Origin of the sequence: Peptoniphilus lacrimalis DSM 7455, from assembly GCF_000378725.1 — a bacterium.
Taxonomy (GTDB): domain Bacteria; phylum Bacillota; class Clostridia; order Tissierellales; family Peptoniphilaceae; genus Peptoniphilus_A; species Peptoniphilus_A lacrimalis.
On the sequence record NZ_KB900370.1, the window covers coordinates 156,654 to 179,265 of the forward strand.

A 22,612-nucleotide genomic window follows, 5' to 3' on the forward strand; every position below is an offset into this window, starting at 1 on the left:
GAAAAATATTATAAATTATTAAAATCCTATAAAAATTGCAGGTGTAAAATGAGTTTTGAAATAAAAGGAATAGAAAATTTAAACAATGAAGAAAGATTAAAATATATGGTTAGTTTTGCCAAAGCAACAATAGAAATTGAAAGTGATTTTGTTGCAATGATGGCAAATTTATCTTCAGTAATAATGGCAACAATAAAAGATCTTAATTGGGCAGGATTTTATATAGTTCGTAAAGACCAGTTAGTTCTTGGACCTTTTCAAGGATTGCCAGCTTGCACTAGACTAAAAGATAAGGGTGTATGTGTAAGTGCTTGGCAAAATAAGTCTATTATAAGAGTAAAAAACGTGCATGAATTTAAGGATCATGTAGCTTGTGACAGTTCATCAAATTCTGAAATGGTTCTTCCTATAAAAATACATGGAGAGGTGATTGCGGTTTTGGATTTAGACTCGCCAAAAATTGCAAGATTTGGAGAAGTTGAAGAAAAATATTTTGCAGACTTAGTAAAACTTATGGAAGACCAATTAGAAAAAACATATGAAGAATTAAAAAATATTTAATTTTGCATTAAGCATTTATATAATTTATTATAATTACTACAGGTTTTTATTAAAAAATTTTTCTTGTTTATATTAACTCTGTGTGAATTTCAATTGACAAAAATTTATCATAGTTATATTATAGTAGAAGTTGGGCGATTTTTGTCTAAGAAAACTATGAATGGAGTGTGAATATGAAAAAGAAAGTTAATTTTTTTGATAGTCTTGTTTTTAAATTAATTATTGCAATAATTATAGGTATTTTTCTTGGGCAGAGTATCAATGAGAATTTAGTAGGAGTTGTTGATGCCATAAAAAGAATATTAGGAGATTTTATTGGCTATATGGTTCCTCTAATAATACTTGGTTTTATTTCACCTTCTATTGTTAGTTTGAAAGATTCAGCAGGAAAGATTTTATCTGTAACTTTAGCTATTTGTTATATATCCTCAGTTGGAGCTGCTACTATGTCTTTATTTGCAGGAAGAATTATTATTCCTCATTTAAATATTGCTGAAAATGTAGTAAGTGCTAATGAACTTCCTAAAGCTATTTTTAATCTTGAAATAGCACCTATTATGCCTGTAATGACTGCTCTTATAACATCAGTCTTGATTGGACTGAGCGTCTTATGGACAAACTCAAAAACTTGGGAGAATCTTCTTTTGGAATTTAATAAGATTGTTTTAGCTATGGTTGATAAAGTCGTTATTAGATTTTTGCCTTTTTATATTGGTCTGACTTTTACCGAACTTTCTTATGAAGGTGTAGTTATACATGAACTTCCAGTATTTTTAAAGATAATTTTAATTGTTATAGTTGGTCATTTTATATGGATGGGTTTTCTATATTCTATTGGAGGTTTTATTTCTAAGGCAAATCCTAAAGAAGTTTTTAAACATTATGGTCCGGCTTATTTTACAGCAGTGGGAACTATGTCTAGTGCGGCAACTCTTCCTGTAGCCTTAAAATGTGCCAGAAAATCTAAGGTTTTAGATGCCCAGATAAGAGATTTTGTCATACCTATTTGTGCTAACACACATCTGTGCGGCTCAGTTTTAACAGAAACTTTTTTTGTTATGACTGTATCTCAAATTCTTTATGGTGCTATGCCTAAAATTCCTACTATGATTTTATTTATTTTGCTTTTGGGTATTTTTGCAATTGCAGCTCCTGGAGTTCCAGGAGGGACTGTTGTAGCATCTCTTGGTTTGATTACTAGCGTTTTAGGTTTTAACGATACAGGCACAGCCCTTATGTTGTCAATTTTTGCCCTTCAAGATTCTTTTGGAACTGCTTGTAATATAACTGGAGATGGAGCTATCGCTCTTATTGTTACAGGTATTTTTAAAAAAGTTCCAGGGAAAAATGAAAATTCTATAAATGTGAAAAATAATAATTAGTTAATTGGAAACTTGCTTTGTTCAAGTTTCTATTTTTTTATTTGACAAAATGAAAAATGAGTAATATTATAAGTGGGAATTCGCAAAAGAAGGAAAGTGGATGATATGATTATTGATTACAGAAGAGAAAATATGGCTGAATCTTTCCGCTTGGCAGTTTTATTGACATTAACGGGTGGATTCCAAGATGCATATTCATACTTTGCCAGAGGAGGAGTTTTTGCAAATGCCCAAACGGGTAATGTGGTTCTTTTGGCTAAGCAACTTGTTACAGGAAATCTTGAAGGTACAATAAAATACTTAATTCCTATAGGAGCATTTTTTATAGGAGTTTTTGTAGCTGTTTTTATTGAAGAAAAATTAGCCGATAAGTTAAAATTTAATTGGCGACAAATGATTTTAGGCTTTCAAATTCTTATAGTTATTTTTTGTGGCTTTATGCCCGAAAAATATAACAGTATTGTTAATGCACTCTTGTCTTTGTCTTGTTCTATGCAGATTACTGCTTTTAAAAAAATAAAGGGACTTTCTACAAATACCGCTATGTGTGTTGGAAATATTAGAAATGCTAGTGATCACTTGGCAAGGTTTTTATTTTTAAAAGAGAGAGGATTTTTTAAAAATGCTATTCATTATTATACAATCATTTTTGTATTTGCTATTGGCGCAGCTTTTGGTTATACCTGTGTTAGCAAATTTTCTTTAAGAGGTGTTTGGGGAGCTTTGATTTCTTTAATTATTGCTTTTATTCTATTTTTCCTTGAAATTGATGAGGATGAAAGGGAAGAAGATATTAAAGAAGGAAAGTTAGTTAAGTAAAATTTTATATTGTTTTAATAAATAAGGGAACTTCAAAAAATGAAGTTCTTTTTTTGTTGACTTTAAATGTTAAAAACTGAGAGAAATTTCATATTATCTATATATTTTAAAATACCAATAAATTTTTTTATTTTGCTCAATGACTGATAAAAAAACAAAGTTTTATATAAACTATAAAAATGTATTGACAAACGGAACTGATGTTTTTAAAATATATTTAAACAAATGTTTGGGGGGTTTTTATGGATATATTACATGTGGATATGAACAGTTTTTATGTTTCTTGCGAACTTATAGACAAGCCAAATTTAAAAAGTCAACCCGTTGCTGTTGGTGGAGATGAAAAGTTAAGACACGGGATAATTCTTGCTAAGACTCCTATGGCAAAAAAGTTTGGAGTTTTAACTGGTGAACCTATATGGCAAGCTAAAAAGAAATGCCCAAATCTTTTAATTTTCCCACCAAATTATGAGAAATACATAAGAATTTCCAAGGCTGCTCAAAAAATTTATTATTCTTATACAAATCAAGTTGAACCTTACGGTATGGATGAGTGTTTTTTAGATATCACGGGAAGTAAAAAACTTTTTGGAAGTCCTGAAAAGATTGCCTTTGAAATTAAGGAAAGAATAAAAACTGAGCTTAAAGTTACCGTTTCTGTGGGTCTGAGTTTTAATAAAGTCTTTGCTAAATTGGCAAGTGATATGAGAAAACCTGATTATTGCACTTTTATATATAAGGAAAATTATAAAAAAATTGTATGGCCTTTAAAGGTTCAGGATATGATAATGATTGGACCTCAAACTACTAAAAAGCTAAATAAAATCAATATAAAAACCCTAGGAGATTTAGCGGAGGCTGACCCTGAAATTTTGAGAAAAAATTTGGGCATTAATGGGATAAAAATTTATAATTGGGCAAATGGTATGGATAATACTAGGGTTAAGGATTATTATCAGATTATTCCAATAAAAAGTATAGGCCGTTCTATAACTTGTAAGGAAGATCTTTTAAATTATGAAGAGGTGAGGGCTGTAATTCAAAAGCTTTGTGAAGATATATCTAAAAGGTTAATAGAGAATAACTATCTGGCAAGGGGTGTTAATGTTGGTTATAGAAAAAATAATTTATCTCACGAGAGTTCAGATGTTTTATTAGATTATCCGTCAAATTCCACCCTGGAAATTTCAGCTAAGGCTATGGATGTTTTTTTGAAAAACTTTACTTTTAAAGATGATGAAAAAATAAGGGCCTTATATATAAGGGCTATAAAGCTTATACAAAATAGAGAGGCTATTCAGGTGGATTTATTTAATGATGTAAAAAAACATTTCAAATACTTAAGTCTGGAAAAAGCTATTTATAATATAAGAAATAGATATGGTAAAAATTCAATAACTTATGGGAATTTGATAGGGGATTTAAAAATGCCTAATGATGGTAGGGAACTTGTGACAATGCCGACTTCGTTTTGGATTTAAGAAAAATAAAGAGAAATTATGTAGATAAGATTAGAGGTTTTTATAAACTGATAAATTTGATGCAATTTCTAAGGTAAATTTTATATAATGAGGCGGATCTATTTTACTATTATTTGAAAAATATATTAATTTCTGCTAAAATCTTTGATGTTGGTTCGAAACCATCCCAACTAAAAAAAACTAAGGAGGACAATTTAATATGAAAGTCAAAGACTTAGCCAAAAATGCTATATTAATTGCAGTTTATATTTTAGCAGTAAATATAAACCCTATAGGATTTATGGCTATTCAATTTCGTGTAGCTGAAGCACTTTCAGTTATACCATTTTTTAATCGCAAGTTTGTACCTGCCCTTATTATAGGTGGAGCTTTAGCAAACTTATATTCACCACTAGGATTAGTAGATATGGCTGTGGGGGGAGCATGTGCCATTATAACTTATATTTTTAGCAAGTACATCGAAAATAATTATATTAACTCATTTATTTTTGCACTTGCATCAGGCATACTTGTATCTCTAGAATTATATTATACAGCAGGAACACCGTATTTTTTAACAGTTCTAACAGTTGGACTGCCAACATTTGTAATAACTTGCCTTTCAGTTTATATTATTGAGCATACAAATCTTAAAGATATTATAAAAAGAGCATAAAAAAAAGCAAGCCTAAGCTTGCCACAGGTCCTATTATAGGGCCTGTTTTTTATATTCATTAGGAGTTAAGCCTACATACTTTTTGAAAGTTGTAGAGAAGTGAGATTGAGAAGAAAATCCGCAATCAAATGAAATAAATTCAAAAGTTTTCTTATCTTCTTCTATTAAAGCCTTTGCTTTGTTTACCCTTTGTAAATTAATATACTCGCAAAATTTATAACCTGTTTTAATTTTAAACAAATGGCATAGGTAATTTCTTGAGATATGTAATTTTGAGGCAACTGATTGAAGAGTAATTTTTTTTGTATAATTTTTATTTATATATTCTAAGGCGATTTCTACAAGTTCATGGTCATTTTCTTTTAAAGCTAAGGAGAAATTGTTAGAGTATCCTATAAGCATTTTTTCTCCTATTGCACGAAGTTTTTCAGGACTATTTTCCTTGGTAAATAATTTTGAACATTTTAGTGCATAGCTTTCAAGGTCCTTATTATATTGAACAAGAAAATATGTGTATAGAAACATATTAAGTTTAGATAAGTATAATTTAAGTTCTTTAGCAGAGCGTTTAAAGTCTTTTATGTTAGACTCATAAATATCTAAAGCCATATTTATTGAATTAGACTTTAAATTCTTAGCAATATTTAAATGATTTATCATTTCATACTCCTTTTTTAAAGATATTATATTAATTTTTTATAATTTATTGACTATACTTATATTATAATAGGTATGAGATTGATAGTCAATATCAAAAAAAGTTAAATAAATGGAGGATGAAAAAATGAGCAAAGTAAATGTAATTTATTGGTCAGGAACTGGTCATACTGAAGCTATGGCTAATGCAATTGTTAAGGGAGCTGAAGGAGCAGGAGCAGAAGTTAAATTAATTCCTGTTGGTCAAGCAACTGAAGACGATGTAAAGGAAGTTGAAAATATAGCATTCGGTTGCCCAGCTATGGGTTCTGAAGAACTAGAAGAAACTGAAATGAGACCATTTATGGATAATGTAAATTCTTTATTATCAGGTAAAAAAGTTTTATTATTCGGTTCTTATGAATGGGCTGACGGTGAATGGATGAGACTTTGGCAAGAAGAAGTTGAAGGAACTGGAGCTAATTTAATAGCTGATGGTTTTGCTGCTTATGATGATCCAGATGAAGATGCTCTTGAAGAATGTGAAGCTTTAGGAAAGGAATTAGCTAACGCTTAATTAATTCTATCAATGTATAAAAAATTTGTTATAGATTTTTACAAACATATCAAAAAATTTGATGATTTTGAATATCTTGTAGCAATTTTACAAGCACAAATTGCCCCCACTTCAAAAAACTTGAAGCTGGGGACAATGTTAAATTTGAGGAACGGTAAAAGACCTACAAGGGATTATTTTTTACTTTATAAGGATTCTATAAAGGAAAAACTTGACATAGATTTTTGCGTATTGCGCTCAAGTGATGAGAGTGTTTTAGTATATTTTTATAAGGCAAAAAGGCTTTTGAAAAAGTTACAAGAAAAAAAGATCATTAATTTTCTTAGTCCTTTGGGCTATGAAGATTGTAAAAAAATTGGAGATTACTTAGAAAAATTACAGGAAAGATTCACAGGGGCTTGTCCTGATGAAATCGGAATATTTTTAGGCTATCCCCTAAAAGATGTAATTGATTTTAAAAATAAAGACAAAAAAAATTGCAAATGTGTAGGATATTGGAAGTGCTTTAATAATATTGAAAGTTCCAAAAAAGCTTTTGCAAGATATGACAAGGTAAAATATGAAGAAATAAAAAAAATAGTGAGTTCTATGTAAGATAAACATAAAAGTTCACTATTTTTTTATTTATTAATTTAATTATTATAATATAATTTTTTATAAATCTCTAACCAAATCTCTGTGGCATTTAATTTTGTTGTTCTCAATAAATGTTATAGGCATTCTGTAATTTAAGTGGTCTATAAAGGAAAGTTCAATATCTCCTGTAAGCTGACATAAATCAAAAGCACTTATCTCCTCATCACCATCTTTTCCCAATAAAACAGCTACATCATCAATTTTACAATCAATACCTGTAGCATCTACCATAAACTGGTCCATGCATATATTACCAATTTGTGGGCATTTTTTTCCACCGATAAGGACACTGAACTTGCCTGATAAGATTCTAGGAAATCCGTCTGCATATCCAAGAGGTATGGTTACAACTTTTGTATCTTTTGTAGCTATATATTTGTGACCGTAACTTACTCCTTGACCTTTTTTAATAGTTTTTATATTGGCAATCATTGCAAAAACTTGCAAATCTTTTTTTAAAGGGAGTTTTTCATCCTTAAAAAATCCTTTATATAAACCGTGCATTATAGCACCTGGTCTAACCATATCAAGATCATATTCTCGGTGTTTTAAAATAGAGGCAGAGTTTGATATATGTTTTAAACCTAAATTTACTCCTGCATTTTCGATTTCTTTAGTGAAAGATGTGAATGTGTCAAATTGTTTTTTTGTGAAATCTTCATCTACATCAGCTTTAGCAAAATGTGAAAAAACTCCATCAATTTTGATGTTGGAAAGTTTTGAAATTTTTATAATATCAAAAAAAGCTTCCTTTCCAGGAATAAAACCGACTCTATTCATGCCTGTATCAATGGACAAGTGAATTTTTCCAACTTTTCCATATTTCTTACATATTTCGTTATAGTCTTTACAATTATCGTATGAATAAATATTAGGCATTATATCATACTTACACAAGTCTTCTAAAAGATAGGAAGGAGTATAACCCAGTATCAAGATATTAATATCTTTAAAATGTTTTCTCAGAGAAATACCTTCACTAAGAGTTGCTACTCCAAAATAATTTATTCCAAATTTTACCGAAGCTTCAGTTAGTTCTAAAGCCCCTGCTCTATAACCGTCACTTTTAATGACGCACATAATTTTGCTATTTTTATTTATAATTGATTTAATATATTTTAAATTACTTATATAATTATCTAAGTTAACCTCTACCCAAGCACTTCTCGTGGGATTTTTATACATATTCTTTCCCCCTTTAGAATATTATATCATAGGGGAAAAAGCCTTTAAATAAAAAATATTTGAAAAATATTTAGGCTTATTTATAAAGTCTTTTGATATTTTTTAAGAAACATTATATTTTTTAATGATTGTATGTTTTCTTATTTTTTATAAGTATGCAAAATTACCTTTACTTTAAATTTTTTATATTTTGCCATCAAAAAACCCCAAAATCTTTATAGCGGATTTTGAGGTTTACTTAAATAAGCTAGATTAATTTTTTATTTTTCAGTTTGATTTCTTAAATATTCATCAATAGATTTTGCAGCTTTTTTTCCTGCGCCCATGGCAAGAATTACTGTAGCTGATCCAGTTACGGCATCTCCACCTGCAAATATATTTTCACGACTTGTAACTGCCTCTTCGTTTATAACAATACCACCTTTTTTATTTATTTCTAAATTTTTAGTAGTATGAGCAATTAATGGATTAGGGCTTGTTCCTAAAGCCATTATTACAGTTTGAAAATCTGCTAAAAACTCTGAACCTTCTATTGGGACAGGACTTCTTCTTCCTGATGCATCAGGTTCTCCCAATTCGTTTCTTACACATTTTAGAGATTTTACCCAACCTTTTTCATCAGCAATTATTTCAGTTGGAGCAGTAAGCATTTGAAAATCAATGCCTTCTTCTTTAGCATGGCCGACTTCTTCAATTCTTGCTGGAAGTTCTTTTTCAGTTCTTCTGTAAAGAATTGAAACATCTCCACCGAGTCTTTTTGCAACTCTTGCAGCATCCATTGCAACATTACCGCCACCTATTACTGCAATTTTTTCTCCAACATTTACAGGAGTATCATATTCTTTGTCAAAAGATTTCATTAAATTATTTCTTGTTAAAAATTCATTGGCTGAGTAAACTCCATTAAGATTTTCTCCAGGTATTCCCATAAATCTTGGTAGACCTGCACCTGAACCTATAAATATAGCTTCAAAGCCTTCATCTATTAAAGAATCTATAGTAACAGTTCTTCCAACTATAACATCATTTTCAATTTTTACTCCCAAATTTTTTATATTTTCAACTTCTGCTTCAACTATTTTTTTGGGAAGTCTAAATTCAGGGATACCATAGACAAGTACACCGCCACTTTTTTGTAAAGCTTCAAAGATTGTTACTTGATAGCCCATTTTAGCAAGTTCGCCAGCACATGTAAGTCCGGCAGGACCTGCACCAATAATTGCAACTTTTTTGTCAAGTTTCTTTAAGCTTTGATTTAGTTTAACATTGTTTTCTCTAGCATAGTCTGCTGCAAATCTTTCTAGTTTTCCAATTGAAACAGCATCACCTTTTTTTGCTAGGACACAACCTTTTTCACATTGAGATTCTTGAGGACAAACTCTACCGCAAACTGCTGGAAGAGCAGTATACATTGATAAAACCTTAGCTGATTGTTCGAAATTAGCATTGGCAATTTCTTTAATAAATCCTGGTATGTCGATAGAAACAGGACATCCCTTAACGCAACCAGGAACCTTACAATTTAAACATCTGCTTGCTTCAACCACAGCTTCTTGTGGAGTATATCCCAAGCAAACTTCATCAAAGTTTTTATTTCTAACATTTGGATCTTGTTCAGCTATTGGTGTTCTTTTCCACCTATCTTTTGCTTTTTCTATCTTAACATCATTTATTTTTTTATTTTCTAAATTTGCATCTGTAACATTAAGCCCATCTAAATTATTTTTGTGTTCAGAAAGTTCTTTTGTCTTGAAATTATCTATATATTGCTTTGATCTTGACATTGCACTGTCCCAATCAACTAGATGGCCATCAAATTCAGGACCATCAACGCAAGCAAATTTTGTTTTTCCGTCAACAAGGCAACGGCAAGCTCCGCACATGCCAGTTCCATCAACCATAATAGGATTTAATGAAACGATAGTGGGAAGATTATATTTTTTAGTAGTAAGACAGACAAATTTCATCATTATCATTGGTCCGATACATACACATTGGTCATATTTTTTCCCTTGATTTTCATAAAGATCATCAAGCCTAGCTGTAACCATTCCCTTAAATTCATAAGAACCATCATCTGTACAAATATAAAGATTATCACAGACAGACTTTAATTTTTCTTCAAGAATAACAAATTCTTTATTTTTTGCACCAAGAATTATGTCACAATGAAGTCCATGTTCTTTGAAAAATCTCGCTTGAGGATATACTGGAGCTGTTCCAACCCCACCTGCAACAAAAAGATATTTTTTATTTTTTAGTGTATCTAAATCCATATTGCAAAATTCTGAAGGTCTTCCCAGTGGACCCACAAAATCTTTTAAGTAATCACCCTTATTGAGTTTGCATATCTTCTTTGTAGATTGACCTGAAGCTTGCACTACAATTTGAACTGTACCTTTTTCTAAATCATAATCAGAAATTGTTAAAGGTATTCTTTCAGAATATTCATCAGCAATAACTATTACAAATTGACCGGGCAGCGCTGATGCAGCGACCCTTGGCGCATATATATCAAGTGAAAATATATTTGGCGCCAATTCTTTTTTTTCAACTATCTTATTCAATCTTACTCCCTCCATCAATTAAATTATAGCATATTCCACATAATAAAAACATAAAAAAGAAAGCTAAGTTTTAATTTATTACTTAGATAACAAATTAAGCATATATCAATTATTTACTCAGTATGAATCCTTGCTTTTCGATGGATTTTAAGATATCTTTTCTTTCAATAAAACTTTTTTTAGCTTGGGTAATTACTTGATTGGTATAGGAATCAACTCTTCTATTAGCATCTCTTAAATCATAATAAGTTTGCATAATATTATCATATTCTTTAAAAGTTTCCAAATAGTCATCATAAATCTTATAAGAATTATCGAATACCTTATTTTCTAAATTCATCCTTGGTTTAACTTGTGGATTTTGGTCTATTATGCCAATGCCTAAGGCTATTACAGGAAAAGTGAGTTTGGGTAATTTTAAAATTTCTATGACCTTGTCTATGTCGTTAAAAATATTTCCAAAGTAATTAGTGCCGTATCCTAAAGATTCAGCAGCCACAACTAAATTTTGACAAGCTATATAACAATCACCGATAGATTGAAAAAGCATTTCAAAGGAAGTAAATAAAGACTCATTTTCTCCTTTTTCTTTTGCAATTTGTGCATTTCTGAAAAGGTCAGCTATAAAAATAAAAAGTTCTGTGGTATCTTTCATATAAGATTGTTTGCCTATTTGTGAGAGCTTATCTTTTATATTTTTATCTGTAACATGAATTATTGAATATTTTTGTAACCCATTGGCTGAAGGTGCACGATTAGAGGCTTCAAGCATCATTTTTAAATCTTCATCTCTTATTTTATCTTTAGTAAATTTTCTTATTGTTCTGTGCTTCATTAATAAATTTATAGTTTCATTCATAATTTACTCCTTTTAATAATTTTAATTAAGATTTTATTTTATAAAATCAACTTCTACAATGTTTGAAAGGTCCCTGCCTTTTTTACTTAGGCATATTTTTTCCTCCTTAACTTCTATAAGACCATCTTTTATATGCTTATCAATTTCTTTTTCATAATATTTAAAAAAATTAGTTGAAAAAATCTCTTCGAAATTTTTGGTATCAATTCCTGAATTTAGCCTTATTCCCATAATAGAAAATTCGTTCATCCTATCTTTTTTACTTAGGATTTCAGAAAAATCTATAGGCTTTTTTTCCTTATCCAAGGACTTATAATAAGAAGAAAAAGAGCAAGTATTTGTAAATCTTTTGTCACGAAGATTAGACGAAGCGGAGAGTCCAAAACCTAAATAGTCTTTAAGTGTCCAGTAGGATAAGTTGTGCTTGCATTCAAAAGATTTCTTTGCAAAATTAGAAATTTCATATTGGTTATAACCAATTTTTTCTAAGTTATCTACAAGGTAATGATACATCTTTCTATCCATATCTTCTGATGGGAATAGAGATGAATTTTTATCATATAATTTTTTGATATTAGTATTATCTTCAATTATCAGCGAATAATATGAAATATGATTTGGATTTAATATTTTTAAAATTTCTACAGATTCTTCTATATCTTTTAAAGTTTGGTAGGGCAGGGCAAGCATTAAATCTATATTAAAATTTGTAAATCCAGCTTCTTTAATTTTTTCCACTGTTTTAAAAATTTCTTCTTTATTATGAATTCTTCCTATTGTTTTTAAAATTTTATTATTGAATGATTGTGCACCGATTGAAATCCTATTTATATTAAAATTTCTATATTTTTTCAGTTTTTCTAAGGATATTGAGTTTGGATTTGCCTCTATTGTTATTTCGATGTCTTTAGAAAAGTTAAAATTTTTAAATTCTTCTAATATTTGTCCTATGAAAATTTCATCAATTGAAGATGGAGTTCCTCCTCCTATAAATATTGTAGAAATTTCTCTACCTTCAAGTATATCTTTATATAAATGTATTTCTTTTTTTAGATATTTAATGTATTTTTCTACTTGTTTTTCATCTATAACAGAAGAGCAGAAGTCGCAATAATGACATCTGCTCCTACAAAAAGGTATGTGAATATATATAGATATTTTATTTTTCTTCATCATATTTTAACACCGCCAAGAAGGCATCTTGTGGTATTTCAACATTTCCTACTTGACGCATTCTTTTCTTACCTTCTTTTTGTTTTTCAAGAAGTTTTCTCTTTCTTGAGATATCTCCACCATAGCACTTGGCAAGTACATCTTTACGAAGAGCCTTTATTGTTTCTCTAGCTATAACTTTTGTGCCTATTGCAGCTTGAATTGGGATGGCAAATTGTTGTCTTGGAATTACATCCTTAAGCTTTTCACAAATTTTTCTTGCACGATTGTAGGCACTAGCTTCGTGAACGATCATTGAAAAGGCATCTACAAGTTCACCATTAATTAAAATATCCAGTTTAACTAGACTTGATTCTTTGTATCCTGTAAGCTCGTAATCATAAGAAGCATAACCTCTAGTCTTTGATTTTAAGGCATCGAAGAAATCATATATAACTTCATTTAGAGGAAGGTCATATTTAATAAGAGTTCTTGTTTCTTCTAAATAAGTCATGTCAATAAAAATGCCACGTCTGTTTTGACAAAGATCCATAACAGGACCTACATAATCTGTTGGACACATTATTTCTGCCCTAACAATAGGTTCTTCCATCTTATCTATTTCTGTAGGCTCAGGCAAATTTGTTGGATTTTGAATATCTAAAATTTCTCCATCTGTTTTTTCAATTTTATATATTACTGATGGTGAAGTGGTTACAATATTTAGGTCGAATTCTCTTTCCAATCTTTCTTGAATAATATCCATATGAAGAAGACCTAAAAAACCACATCTAAATCCATAACCCAAGGCTTTTGAAGTTTCCTTTTCAAAAACTAAAGAAGCATCATTGACTTGTAACTTTTCAAGGGCATCACGAACTGATGAATACTCTTCACCTTCTCCTGGATAAATCCCACAAAAAACCATAGGAACAACTTTTTTATATCCAGGCAAGGCTTCCTTGCATGGATTTTTTACAGAAGTAATCGTATCGCCAACTCGTGCATCACCTACAACTTTTATTGAAGCACAAATAAAACCTACATCACCAGCCGAAAGTTCATCGGAGGGTATATGACCATTAGCGGTAAAACCAACTTCAACAACTTCAAAAATTTTTCCTGTAGCCATCATTAGAATTTGATCGCCTGCTCTGACTTTCCCGTCCACAATTCTTACTTGGCAAACTACACCTCTATATGAGTCATAAATTGAATCAAAGATCAAAGCTTTAAGTGGTTTGTTTTCATCTCCACTTGGTGGTGGGAAATTATCTACAATACCATGCAAAACTTCATCAATTCCAATTCCATTTTTTGCAGAAATAAGTGGTGCATCTTGGGCATCAATTCCTATAATATCTTCAATTTCTTTTTTTACTTCTAAAGGATGGGCTGAAGGCAGATCTATTTTATTTAATACAGGTAAAAGCTCTAAGTCTTGGTCAATTGCTAAATATACGTTGGCAAGAGTTTGAGCTTCAACTCCTTGGGTGGAATCTACCACTACAACAGCTCCCTCACAAGCCGCTAAAGACCTTGAAACTTCATAATTAAAATCCACATGGCCAGGAGTATCTATTAAATTTAAAATATATTCTTTTCCATCTCTATCATCTTTATAAATTAGCCTGAAAGCTTTTAACTTAATTGTGATACCTCTTTCACGTTCCAAATCCATTGAGTCAAGAACTTGTTCTTCCATTTCTCTTTTTGTCAGCATACCGGTAGACTCTATCATCCTATCGGCAAGAGTAGATTTTCCGTGGTCAATATGTGCAATTATACAAAAATTTCTAATGTTTTTTTGATTTCTCATGTACACCTCATCTATAAACTATAAATAAAAATTTTCATCTACTTATTAATAATTACTTAAATTTTATCATAAAAGGCAAGAAGTTAAAATATTGGCTTAATTTTCCTTTATTTTTGAGATTTAAAATTATTTTTATTAATTTGAAACAAAATCCTACAGGCATGCAAAAAATATGCTCATAAAATAATTATGTAAATTTGGTGATTTTTTAAATTTTTCTTGACAATAACAAATATTTATCGTACTATATATACAGATGGTTAGCACTCAATAAGAATGACTGCTAACAAAGGAGGGAATTATGGACAGGAGAAAAGTTGAAATTTTAAATGCCATAATAAGTTCATATATAGTTGATCCTATACCAGTTGGTTCGAGGACTTTGTCAAAAGATTATGAGCTGGGCATTTCCTCTGCAACAATTCGTAATGAAATGGCAGATCTTGAAGATTTGGGCTATCTCAACAAGCCTCATCAATCTGCAGGAAGAATTCCATCCTATAAAGCCTATAGATTTTTTGTTGATGAAGTTTTTTCATCAGGGAAAATTATTTATGATAAAGAAATTATTAGTCAAGTAAAAGATAGGATTTTGCAAGAAACAATAGATAGTGGAGGAATTTTTAAATCTGTTGCTAAAATCTTAGCTGATTTTTCAAATTGCACTGCTTATATTGTGGCTCCGCAAAAGGCTGACACCACTATAAAAAGAATAACACTTATGAAAATCGAATCTAATCTTATACTCCTATTGATTATAGGAAATAAAGGAGTAGTCGAAAGGCATTTCATTGAACTTTATGAGGATATAAATGAAGATGAATTAGAACAGATTGAAAATATTATTTCTAAGGAAGTTAGTGGGATTGATTTTAATAAAATTGACCAGGTTAATATTACTTTAAAGGGTCCAATGGTTTCTTATAAGTATTTAATAGCTGAGATTTTTAAAAGACTTAAGGGCTTTAATAACAAAGTAAGTGCCATTGAATTATATTATGACGGTCTTACAAATATCTTTAATTTTGAAGAATACAAAGACCCCAAAAAAGCTCAAGAATTTATGAGTTTTATTGAAGATAGAGATTCTCTTATGGAGATTCTTTCAAACAAGAACTTTTCCAAAAATTTGGATGTTCTTATTGGAGATGAAAATAAAGCGGATTTGATGAAAAATAATTCTATTATAAGAGCTGTTTTTGTTAATTCAAATAATTTAAATGGTTCTTTGGGTCTTATTGGCCCAGCTAGGATGGATTATAAAAAACTTATCAAAACTGTTAGTATTTTTAAAAATGCCGTTGAAAAGGTACTGGAGGGAATGTAATGGTGGATAAAAATAAGAAAAAAGAGGATGAAAATATCTTTGATAAGAATATAAAAAATGAAGAAAATATAAAAGACGAAGATTATATCAATGAAGAAGATAAGGATTTTTCCGAAGATTTAGAAGAAAGTTTTAAAGAGGAAGAAGCTGAAATAGAAGTAGAAGAGGAAAAAGAAAAAGGTGATGATAAGTTACAAAATTTGACAGATAAGTTTATGCGACTTCAAGCAGATTTTGTAAATTTTAGAAGGAGAACAGAAAAAGAAAAGGCTCAATATGTAGACCTTGGAATTACAAAACTTGCAAATTCAATTTTGCCTGTTATAGATAATTTTGAAAGGTCAATGGATGCCCAAACAGATCATGATGGTTTTTTTGAGGGAATCTGCCTTATTAAAGACCAACTCATTGATGCTCTAAAGGCAAATAATATTGTAGAAATGGATGCAAAAGGTAAGAAATTTGATCCAAACTTTCATCATGCAGTCATGACAGAAAAATCTGACGAATATGATGAGGGTATAGTAACAGAAGTTTTTCAAAAAGGTTATTTAATAAATGATAAAGTGCTAAGACCTGCAATGGTTAAGGTTTCTGAATAAGGAGGAATATATTATGAGTAAAATTATAGGAATAGACTTAGGTACAACAAATTCAGCAGTAGCTGTTATGGAAGGTGGCTCACCGATTATAATACCAAATATTGAAGGAAATAGAACAACACCTTCAGTAGTTGCTTTTACAAAAGACGGTGAAAGACTTGTTGGTGAAACTGCAAAGCGTCAAGCAATTACAAATCCTGATAGAACTGTTTCATCTATAAAAAGAGAAATGGGTACTGACCACAAGATCACAATTGATGATAAGACTTATACTCCACAAGATATATCTGCAATGATATTACAAAAATTAAAATCTGATGCAGAATCTTATTTGGGAGAAAAAATTACAGATGCAGTAATTACAGTTCCAGCTTACTTTACTGATGCTCAAAGACAAGCAACAAAGGATGCAGGTAAAATTGCAGGTTTAAATGTTAAAAGAATTGTAAACGAACCTACTGCAGCATCTCTTGCTTATGGTATGGATAAGGATGGAGAATCTCAAACAATTATGGTTTATGACCTTGGTGGAGGAACATTTGATGTTTCTATTCTAGAACTTTCTGACGGAGTTTTCGAAGTTCGTGCTACAAGAGGTAACAACAGACTTGGTGGAGATGACTTCGATAACAGACTTATTGATTATATAGCAGAAGAATTTAAAAAAGAAAATTCTATTGACTTAAGAGATGACAAGATGAGTCTTCAAAGATTAAAAGAAGCAGCAGAAAAAGCTAAAAAGGAACTTTCTTCAAGAATGACTTCCAACATTAATTTACCTTTCATCACTGCAACAGCTTCTGGTCCACTTCACTTAAATATGGATATTACAAGAGCTAAGTTTGATGAACTTACAAGTGATCTTGTAAAGAAAACTGAAGATCCTGTAACAAATGCTCTTAAAGATGCTGGTCTTTCAGCTTCAGATATAGATAAAGTTTTATTAGTTGGTGGTTCTACAAGAATCCCTGCAGTTCAAGAATGTATAAAAAGATTAATAGGAAAGAATCCACAAAAAGATATCAATCCTGATGAATGTGTTGCTTTAGGTGCAGCTATTCAAGGTGGAGTTTTATCTGGAGATGTTAAAGATCTTCTTCTTCTTGATGTAACACCACTTTCTCTAGGAATTGAAACTATGGGTAATATTACTACAAGATTGATTGAAAGAAATACAACAATTCCTACTAAAAAATCACAAATATTTACAACTGCTGCTGACAATCAAACTTCAGTTGAAATTCACGTTCTTCAAGGTGAAAGACAAATGGCAAAAGACAATGTAACTTTAGGAAGATTTAATCTTGATGGAATAGCTCCAGCAAGACGTGGAGTTCCACAAATTGAAGTTACTTTTGATATAGATGCAAATGGTATAGTTAATGTTTCTGCTAAAGATTTAGGTACAGGAAAAGAACAACACATCACCATAACTTCATCTTCAAACTTAACTGATGAAGAAATAGATAAGAAAGTTAAAGAAGCTGAAATGTATGCCAAGGAAGATGAAAAGAATAAGAATTTAATTGAAGCTAGAAATAATGCAGATTCAATTATTTATCAATCTGAATCAACTTTAAAAGATGTCGAAGGAAAAATTTCTGAAGACGAAAAGAAGAAGATTGAAGATGCTGTTGAAGCTTTGAAATCTGTTAAGGATTCTGATAATTTAGAAGATATTAAGAAGAAAACTGAAGACTTAACACAAGCTTTCTATAGTGTATCTGAAAAGATCTATAAGGATAATGCAAATAAAGGACAAGGAGAAAATCCACAAGGACAAAAATCAGACGATGATGTTGTAGATGCTGATTATGAAGTTGTAGATGACGAAGAAGATTCAAATAAATAATTTATAAAATTTAATAAAAATAAAGTTGCAGGGAAACTTGCAACTTTAATTTTTTGTTGTATTTTATTATATTTCTAGCGAGGTGAGTGATGAGAAATTTTTATGAAATCCTTGATGTCACAGAAAATGTAACAAAGGAAGAATTAAAAAGCTCCTATAAAAAAATGGCAAAAAAATATCACCCGGACCTTAATCCTGGAGATAAAGAGGCTGAAGAAAAATTTAAAGAAATTAATTATGCTTATGAAGTTTTGTCTGATGATGAAAAAAGACAAATATATGATACCTATGGAGAAGAAGGCTTAAAGGGAAATTATTCCACTTCTGGAGGTGGATTTGGAGGATTTTCTGATATTTTTGATGATATCTTCGATATATTTGGAAGTGGTGGAGGTTTCTCATCTTCATCATATAAGAGAAGTAAAAATTATCCACAAAAGGGTACAGATATAAATGTAGAAATTACCCTAGATTTCTTTGAGGCTGTATTTGGTTGTCAAAAAGAAATTAATGTTAAGGTAACAGATGATTGCCCAAAATGTCATGGTCAAAAAGCTGAGCCAGGTACAAGTAAAAATACTTGCGATAAATGTCATGGCGAGGGACAAATAAGAGTAGAAACTGCCTCTGCCTTTGGAAGAATTGTCAGAACAACAATCTGTGATAAGTGCCACGGTAGCGGAGAAATTATTGAGAAAGCTTGTACAAAATGTAAGGGCAAGGGTAAAATATTAAATTCTAAGAAGATAAATGTAAAAATTCCTGCAGGTGTTGATAATGGAAATATAGTATCACTTCCAAACCAAGGTAATTCTGGAGATAATGGTGGCGGCAAGGGAGATATATATGTTTATATAAAAGTACGTGAAGATTCAATTTTCAAAAGACGTGGCAATGATTTATTTATTGATATGCCTATAACTTATTCTGATGCAGTCTTAGGCGGAACTATAAAAGTTCCTACCTTAAAGAAAATAGTAGATTACGATATACCAAAAGCCACTAAAGGTGGAACAACCTTTAAGTTAAAAGGGCAAGGAGTTCCTTTCGTAAATAAAAATATAAAGGGAGATCTTTATTTTACAGTTAATATTTTAATTCCTAAGAAAATTTCTGAAGAAGAAAGGAAAATTCTTGAAAAACTTAGGGACAATGATACGGAAATAAAGCATGAGCAAAAGAATTTCTTTGAAAAAGTAAAAGATTTCTTTGATTGATGTTTATTTAATTATATATAGGGTAATATATAAGTGTAATGAAATTAGGATAAATTGATTATTTATTATAGAGGAGGAAAATAATGAACAAATTAAACAAATATTTAGCAAATTTAGAAGTAGGTAATATTCTTTTACACAATCTTCACTGGAATGTTGAAGGCTTCACTTTCAAGGCAGTTCATGAATATTTAGAAGGACTTTATGACGAATTCTTTGATATGCTTGATGATGTTGCTGAATATGAAAGAAAGAATGGACAATTTCCACCAGCATCTCTTAAAGAATATTTAGAACTTTCTGATGTTAAAGAAAGAGTTTCAAAATCTGTTGATGCCAAGGAAGCTATCAAAACAGCTCTTGAATTAATTAAGAATATGGACAAACTTGCAAAAGAAATAAGAGAAGAAACTGATTGCTTCATACTTTCTAATATGATGGAAGACCACTCAACTCACTACGCAAAAGAAATTTGGTTTATGGAATCAATGTTAAAAGAAAACTAATTTTCTTTTATAAGTTTTTAATTTTAATATGCCCCATATAAGTATCTGAAAAGGTGCTTGTATGGGGTTTTTTGTCTTGCTTTTAAATATTTTTTTACGTTAATTTATAAAAAAATGGTATCATATAAATATATACATTTTTAATATATATTTAAGTATAATAAAAATAGGAGGTAAAATATGTTTAATGAAAAAGAAAAGTTAAAAATACTTGCCGATGCTATTAAAATTAGAACAGAAAATGATAATGAAGCAAAATTAGCTAAGTATTTTCAAGAATTATTAAAAAAATATGGAATTGAAAGTAAGCTTGTTCATTATAACCCTCAAAGAGCATCTCTAGTTTGTGATTTAGACGGTAGTAAGGGTTCTGGAAAAATGCTTGTAGTTAGCGGACATTTGGATGTTGTTACGGCTGGAGATGAAAGTGAATGGACTTATCCACCCTTTGGAGGAGAAATTCATGATGGCAAGATGTATGGCAGAGGAACAACTGATATGAAGGCAGGTCTTTGTGCTTTGATTATTGCTATGATTGAATTGAAAGAAGAAGGAGCAAATTTCAAGGGAAAAATCCGTCTTGCTGCAACAGTAGGAGAAGAAGTTGGAATGTATGGCTCTAAGCAACTTGTAGAAGAAGGATATATTGATGGAGCTGATGGATTTTTAATTGCAGAGCCAAGTAGTAGCAATAGAATTATAAATGCTCACAAAGGTTCTCTACAATATGAAATTATAGCTACTGGAAAACCAGCTCATTCCTCTATGCCAGAAATTGGCATTGATTCAATACAATTAATGGTTGATTATATTAATGAAACCAATAAAAGATTTGCAAAAGCTTTTAATGAAGCTGAAAATAAACAGTTGGGCAAAACTTTAAACGTAAATACTGTAATTGATGGAGGAACACAAATAAATAGCGTAGCTGGAAAAACTATTTTAAAGGCTAATGCCAGATGTGTACCAGAAGTCAATAATGATAAGGTTGTGGAAATTATTGAAGAAGTAATTTCTGATTTAAATGGCAAAAACCAAGGAAAGTTAGAGCTAAATATTTTACAAAACAATCCTAATGCAGTATCTGAAAAAGATAATGATTTAGTTAAGGCAATTTTAAATTCATTAGACAAAAAGATACCTGTAGAAGCTTTGGCAGGAGCAACAGATGCATCAAACTTTGGAAGAATTTCAGATAAGTATGACTTAGCTATTTTTGGACCGGGAGAAGCAAGCGTTGCTCATATAATAGATGAGTTTGTTGAAGTTGATGATTATTTAAAATTTATTGATGTATATAAAAATACAATAAAAAATTACTTAGTTTAAAATTTATGAGGAGAAAATATGGATTATAAAAAACTAGCTAACAGCACAGAAATGTGTGCTTTGGTAGCTTTAGTAATATTAGTTGTTACAGTTCAGGCATTTTTATTTATTAGAAAAGCCTATAAGAGAGGACAAGAACTTGGCATGGAAAAAAGCACATTGAAGCGTGCCATGACAAATAGTGCAATTCTTTCAATTGTACCATCACTACCTATAATTGTAATGATGCTTGCACTTTCTGTACCTCTTGGAAAATATTTCCCATGGCTTAGACTTTCAGTCGTAGGCTCAGCTATGTATGAAGGGACAGCTGCAAATGTTGCAGTTCAAACTATGGGCTTAAAAGATATTTCAGATCCAAACATCACACCACAGATTTTTGTAATTGTAATGTTTGTAATGACAACAGGAATTATTTGGGGAATTTTATTTAACATTTTCTTTATGAAACATTTAGACCAATTTTCAAAGAAGATGAAAGAAAAGCCTCACACTGCAGGTTTTATTAAGTATTTTTCAGCAGCATTATTTTCAGCAATGATACTCACCCTTTCAGCACCTTATGTTGCAAATGTTAAAAATTTTTCATCCATAGTTGCTTTTTTGGCAGCAGGGGCTACTACTTTAATATGCAACAAAATTGCGAAAGTTACAAATAAATCAATAATTAGTGACTTCTCTATGCCTATAGCGTTAATTTTGGGTATGGCGGCAGTTATTGTACAAGTGAACTTATTCTAAGAGGGAGGATTTTATGCAAGAACATGAAAAATCAGTAAAATTTACAAAAGAAGTTAATATTCTTGGACGAATAACAAGTATAATTGCACTTATAGCCATGTATGCAGTTCCACTTGGAGTAGCAGCAATTTTTAAAATAGATTTTTCTATAACTAAGGCTTTGGCAGCAAGTTCAAGTTTAATAGCTATATTTTTACCTACTGCTGTTGTAGAAAATTTATCTTTTTATAATATTTTTGGGGCTGGGGGTATGTATTTATCTTCAATCACAGGTAACATTACAAACATGAAAATGCCAGTAACAGTTGCTGGTCAAAAAATTGCAGGAGTAGAATCAGGAACAGAGTCTGGAGATGTTATAGCAATAATTTGTGTTGGTGTTTCTTCTATAGTCACAGTTTTTATTTTAATCCTTGGAGTGTTTTTAATAGGAACTTGGCTTGTACCTATTCTTAATAATCCAATTTTAAAACCTGGTTTTGACCATATAACACCGGCTTTATTTGGAGCAATTGCAATTCCACAAGTAATCAACAACAAAAAATTATCTGCTACACCTTTAATTTATGCTTTTGGTATATTTCTAGTCTTAGGTTCAGCATTTTTTGGAAGATACCAATCTTATATTTTGATTACAAATATGTTTTTATCAGTGCTTGTTGCCTATAGACTATATAGCAAAGGTCATTTAAAATAAAATATATAATTA

Annotated in this window: 21 protein-coding genes and 1 riboswitch; of the genes, 15 read left to right on the plus strand and 6 right to left on the minus strand. The window is 30.5% G+C overall.

All coding sequences use genetic code 11. The features are described 5' to 3' along the window. Window positions 1–48 precede the first annotated feature (48 nt). The 5 genes from F594_RS0104740 to F594_RS0104760 all read left to right on the plus strand — a co-directional run bounded on the left by F594_RS0104740 (window position 49) and on the right by F594_RS0104760 (window position 4,898). Window positions 49–561 (plus strand): GAF domain-containing protein, encoded by a 513-nt coding sequence (locus tag F594_RS0104740; RefSeq protein WP_019034738.1) that lies wholly within the window; start codon window positions 49–51, stop codon window positions 559–561. Between the two features lie 173 nt (window positions 562–734). Next, the gene (locus F594_RS0104745) at window positions 735–1,943 is read left to right on the plus strand and encodes a dicarboxylate/amino acid:cation symporter (RefSeq protein WP_019034739.1); all 1,209 of its coding nucleotides are present in this window, start codon (window positions 735–737) and stop codon (window positions 1,941–1,943) included. A 105-nt stretch (window positions 1,944–2,048) separates the two neighbouring features. Further along, complete coding sequence (locus F594_RS0104750) at window positions 2,049–2,762, plus strand: YoaK family protein (RefSeq protein WP_019034740.1); 714 nt, start codon at window positions 2,049–2,051, stop codon at window positions 2,760–2,762. A 242-nt stretch (window positions 2,763–3,004) separates the two neighbouring features. After that, window positions 3,005–4,243, plus strand: a complete 1,239-nt coding sequence (locus F594_RS0104755; RefSeq protein ID WP_019034741.1) for a DNA polymerase Y family protein — start codon at window positions 3,005–3,007, stop codon at window positions 4,241–4,243. 144 nt (window positions 4,244–4,387) lie between these two features. Beyond that, window positions 4,388–4,433: riboswitch (PreQ1 riboswitch) on the plus strand. Between the two features lie 9 nt (window positions 4,434–4,442). After that, a complete protein-coding gene (locus F594_RS0104760) occupies window positions 4,443–4,898 on the plus strand; it encodes a QueT transporter family protein (protein ID WP_019034742.1) in 456 nt (151 codons plus the stop codon). Between the two features lie 33 nt (window positions 4,899–4,931). Here the strand turns inward: F594_RS0104760 and F594_RS0104765 are convergent, their stop codons facing one another. Next, on the minus strand, window positions 4,932–5,558 hold the full coding sequence (locus tag F594_RS0104765) for a helix-turn-helix domain-containing protein (RefSeq protein ID WP_004825910.1): 627 nt from the start codon (window positions 5,556–5,558) through the stop codon (window positions 4,932–4,934). A gap of 124 nt (window positions 5,559–5,682) precedes the next feature. Between F594_RS0104765 and F594_RS0104770 the strand changes: the two genes are divergently transcribed. Next, the gene (locus F594_RS0104770; RefSeq protein WP_009345007.1) at window positions 5,683–6,111 is read left to right on the plus strand and encodes a flavodoxin; all 429 of its coding nucleotides are present in this window, start codon (window positions 5,683–5,685) and stop codon (window positions 6,109–6,111) included. Window positions 6,112–6,123: 12 nt separating this feature from the next. Next, window positions 6,124–6,705, plus strand: a complete 582-nt coding sequence (locus F594_RS0104775) for a DUF3793 family protein (RefSeq protein ID WP_004826059.1) — start codon at window positions 6,124–6,126, stop codon at window positions 6,703–6,705. Between the two features lie 60 nt (window positions 6,706–6,765). Here the strand turns inward: F594_RS0104775 and alr are convergent, their stop codons facing one another. The 5 genes from alr to lepA form a co-directional block, all read right to left on the minus strand. Further along, a complete protein-coding gene (gene alr, locus F594_RS0104780; protein WP_019034743.1) occupies window positions 6,766–7,932 on the minus strand; it encodes an alanine racemase in 1,167 nt (388 codons plus the stop codon). Window positions 7,933–8,192: 260 nt separating this feature from the next. Then, window positions 8,193–10,499, minus strand: coding sequence for a bifunctional dihydroorotate dehydrogenase B NAD binding subunit/NADPH-dependent glutamate synthase (locus tag F594_RS0104785; protein ID WP_019034744.1), 2,307 nt, complete (start codon window positions 10,497–10,499; stop codon window positions 8,193–8,195). Between the two features lie 109 nt (window positions 10,500–10,608). Beyond that, window positions 10,609–11,358: a nitroreductase family protein gene (locus F594_RS0104790; RefSeq protein WP_019034745.1), complete on the minus strand. Its 750-nt coding sequence runs from the start codon at window positions 11,356–11,358 to the stop codon at window positions 10,609–10,611. A 33-nt stretch (window positions 11,359–11,391) separates the two neighbouring features. Then, a complete protein-coding gene (gene hemW / locus F594_RS0104795) occupies window positions 11,392–12,531 on the minus strand; it encodes a radical SAM family heme chaperone HemW (protein ID WP_456107135.1) in 1,140 nt (379 codons plus the stop codon). Next, window positions 12,518–14,329: a translation elongation factor 4 gene (lepA, locus tag F594_RS0104800; RefSeq protein ID WP_019034747.1), complete on the minus strand. Its 1,812-nt coding sequence runs from the start codon at window positions 14,327–14,329 to the stop codon at window positions 12,518–12,520. Before lepA ends, hemW begins: the two co-directional genes overlap by 14 nt. 301 nt (window positions 14,330–14,630) lie before the next feature. Between lepA and hrcA the strand changes: the two genes are divergently transcribed. From hrcA to F594_RS0104840, 8 genes are all read left to right on the plus strand, one after another. After that, the gene (gene hrcA, locus F594_RS0104805) at window positions 14,631–15,656 is read left to right on the plus strand and encodes a heat-inducible transcriptional repressor HrcA (RefSeq protein WP_009345008.1); all 1,026 of its coding nucleotides are present in this window, start codon (window positions 14,631–14,633) and stop codon (window positions 15,654–15,656) included. Further along, window positions 15,656–16,258, plus strand: a complete 603-nt coding sequence (gene grpE / locus F594_RS0104810; RefSeq protein WP_019034748.1) for a nucleotide exchange factor GrpE — start codon at window positions 15,656–15,658, stop codon at window positions 16,256–16,258. The genes hrcA and grpE overlap by 1 nt, the downstream gene beginning before the upstream one ends. A gap of 13 nt (window positions 16,259–16,271) precedes the next feature. Then, the gene (dnaK, locus tag F594_RS0104815; protein WP_019034749.1) at window positions 16,272–18,110 is read left to right on the plus strand and encodes a molecular chaperone DnaK; all 1,839 of its coding nucleotides are present in this window, start codon (window positions 16,272–16,274) and stop codon (window positions 18,108–18,110) included. Window positions 18,111–18,199: 89 nt separating this feature from the next. Continuing rightward, window positions 18,200–19,327, plus strand: coding sequence for a molecular chaperone DnaJ (dnaJ, locus tag F594_RS0104820; RefSeq protein WP_019034750.1), 1,128 nt, complete (start codon window positions 18,200–18,202; stop codon window positions 19,325–19,327). Window positions 19,328–19,410: 83 nt separating this feature from the next. Next, window positions 19,411–19,833 (plus strand): Dps family protein, encoded by a 423-nt coding sequence (locus F594_RS0104825; protein ID WP_009345014.1) that lies wholly within the window; start codon window positions 19,411–19,413, stop codon window positions 19,831–19,833. Between the two features lie 180 nt (window positions 19,834–20,013). Then, window positions 20,014–21,162 (plus strand): ArgE/DapE family deacylase, encoded by a 1,149-nt coding sequence (locus F594_RS0104830; RefSeq protein WP_019034751.1) that lies wholly within the window; start codon window positions 20,014–20,016, stop codon window positions 21,160–21,162. Between the two features lie 18 nt (window positions 21,163–21,180). Next, window positions 21,181–21,903, plus strand: a complete 723-nt coding sequence (locus F594_RS0104835; protein WP_019034752.1) for a DUF5058 family protein — start codon at window positions 21,181–21,183, stop codon at window positions 21,901–21,903. Between the two features lie 13 nt (window positions 21,904–21,916). Then, entirely contained in the window at window positions 21,917–22,600 is a 684-nt protein-coding gene (locus F594_RS0104840; RefSeq protein WP_009344990.1) for a hypothetical protein, read from the plus strand. The last annotated feature ends 12 nt before the right edge of the window (window positions 22,601–22,612 follow it).

Bases quoted from the DNA above. Each gene is read 5' to 3' on its own strand.
- F594_RS0104830 (WP_019034751.1), top strand. From the start codon at position 20,014: ATGTTTAATGAAAAAGAAAAGTTAAAAATACTTGCCGATGCTATTAAA.
- F594_RS0104760 (WP_019034742.1), top strand. From the start codon at position 4,443: ATGAAAGTCAAAGACTTAGCCAAAAATGCTATATTAATTGCAGTTTAT.
- F594_RS0104840 (WP_009344990.1), top strand. From the start codon at position 21,917: ATGCAAGAACATGAAAAATCAGTAAAATTTACAAAAGAAGTTAATATT.
- F594_RS0104740 (WP_019034738.1), top strand. From the start codon at position 49: ATGAGTTTTGAAATAAAAGGAATAGAAAATTTAAACAATGAAGAAAGA.
- lepA (WP_019034747.1), bottom strand. From the start codon at position 14,329: ATGAGAAATCAAAAAAACATTAGAAATTTTTGTATAATTGCACATATT.
- F594_RS0104745 (WP_019034739.1), top strand. From the start codon at position 735: ATGAAAAAGAAAGTTAATTTTTTTGATAGTCTTGTTTTTAAATTAATT.
- F594_RS0104770 (WP_009345007.1), top strand. From the start codon at position 5,683: ATGAGCAAAGTAAATGTAATTTATTGGTCAGGAACTGGTCATACTGAA.
- F594_RS0104835 (WP_019034752.1), top strand. From the start codon at position 21,181: ATGGATTATAAAAAACTAGCTAACAGCACAGAAATGTGTGCTTTGGTA.
- dnaJ (WP_019034750.1), top strand. From the start codon at position 18,200: ATGAGAAATTTTTATGAAATCCTTGATGTCACAGAAAATGTAACAAAG.
- F594_RS0104775 (WP_004826059.1), top strand. From the start codon at position 6,124: ATGTATAAAAAATTTGTTATAGATTTTTACAAACATATCAAAAAATTT.
- grpE (WP_019034748.1), top strand. From the start codon at position 15,656: ATGGTGGATAAAAATAAGAAAAAAGAGGATGAAAATATCTTTGATAAG.
- hemW (WP_456107135.1), bottom strand. From the start codon at position 12,531: ATGAAGAAAAATAAAATATCTATATATATTCACATACCTTTTTGTAGG.
- F594_RS0104790 (WP_019034745.1), bottom strand. From the start codon at position 11,358: ATGAATGAAACTATAAATTTATTAATGAAGCACAGAACAATAAGAAAA.
- F594_RS0104765 (WP_004825910.1), bottom strand. From the start codon at position 5,558: ATGATAAATCATTTAAATATTGCTAAGAATTTAAAGTCTAATTCAATA.
- dnaK (WP_019034749.1), top strand. From the start codon at position 16,272: ATGAGTAAAATTATAGGAATAGACTTAGGTACAACAAATTCAGCAGTA.
- F594_RS0104750 (WP_019034740.1), top strand. From the start codon at position 2,049: ATGATTATTGATTACAGAAGAGAAAATATGGCTGAATCTTTCCGCTTG.
- F594_RS0104755 (WP_019034741.1), top strand. From the start codon at position 3,005: ATGGATATATTACATGTGGATATGAACAGTTTTTATGTTTCTTGCGAA.
- alr (WP_019034743.1), bottom strand. From the start codon at position 7,932: ATGTATAAAAATCCCACGAGAAGTGCTTGGGTAGAGGTTAACTTAGAT.
- F594_RS0104825 (WP_009345014.1), top strand. From the start codon at position 19,411: ATGAACAAATTAAACAAATATTTAGCAAATTTAGAAGTAGGTAATATT.
- hrcA (WP_009345008.1), top strand. From the start codon at position 14,631: ATGGACAGGAGAAAAGTTGAAATTTTAAATGCCATAATAAGTTCATAT.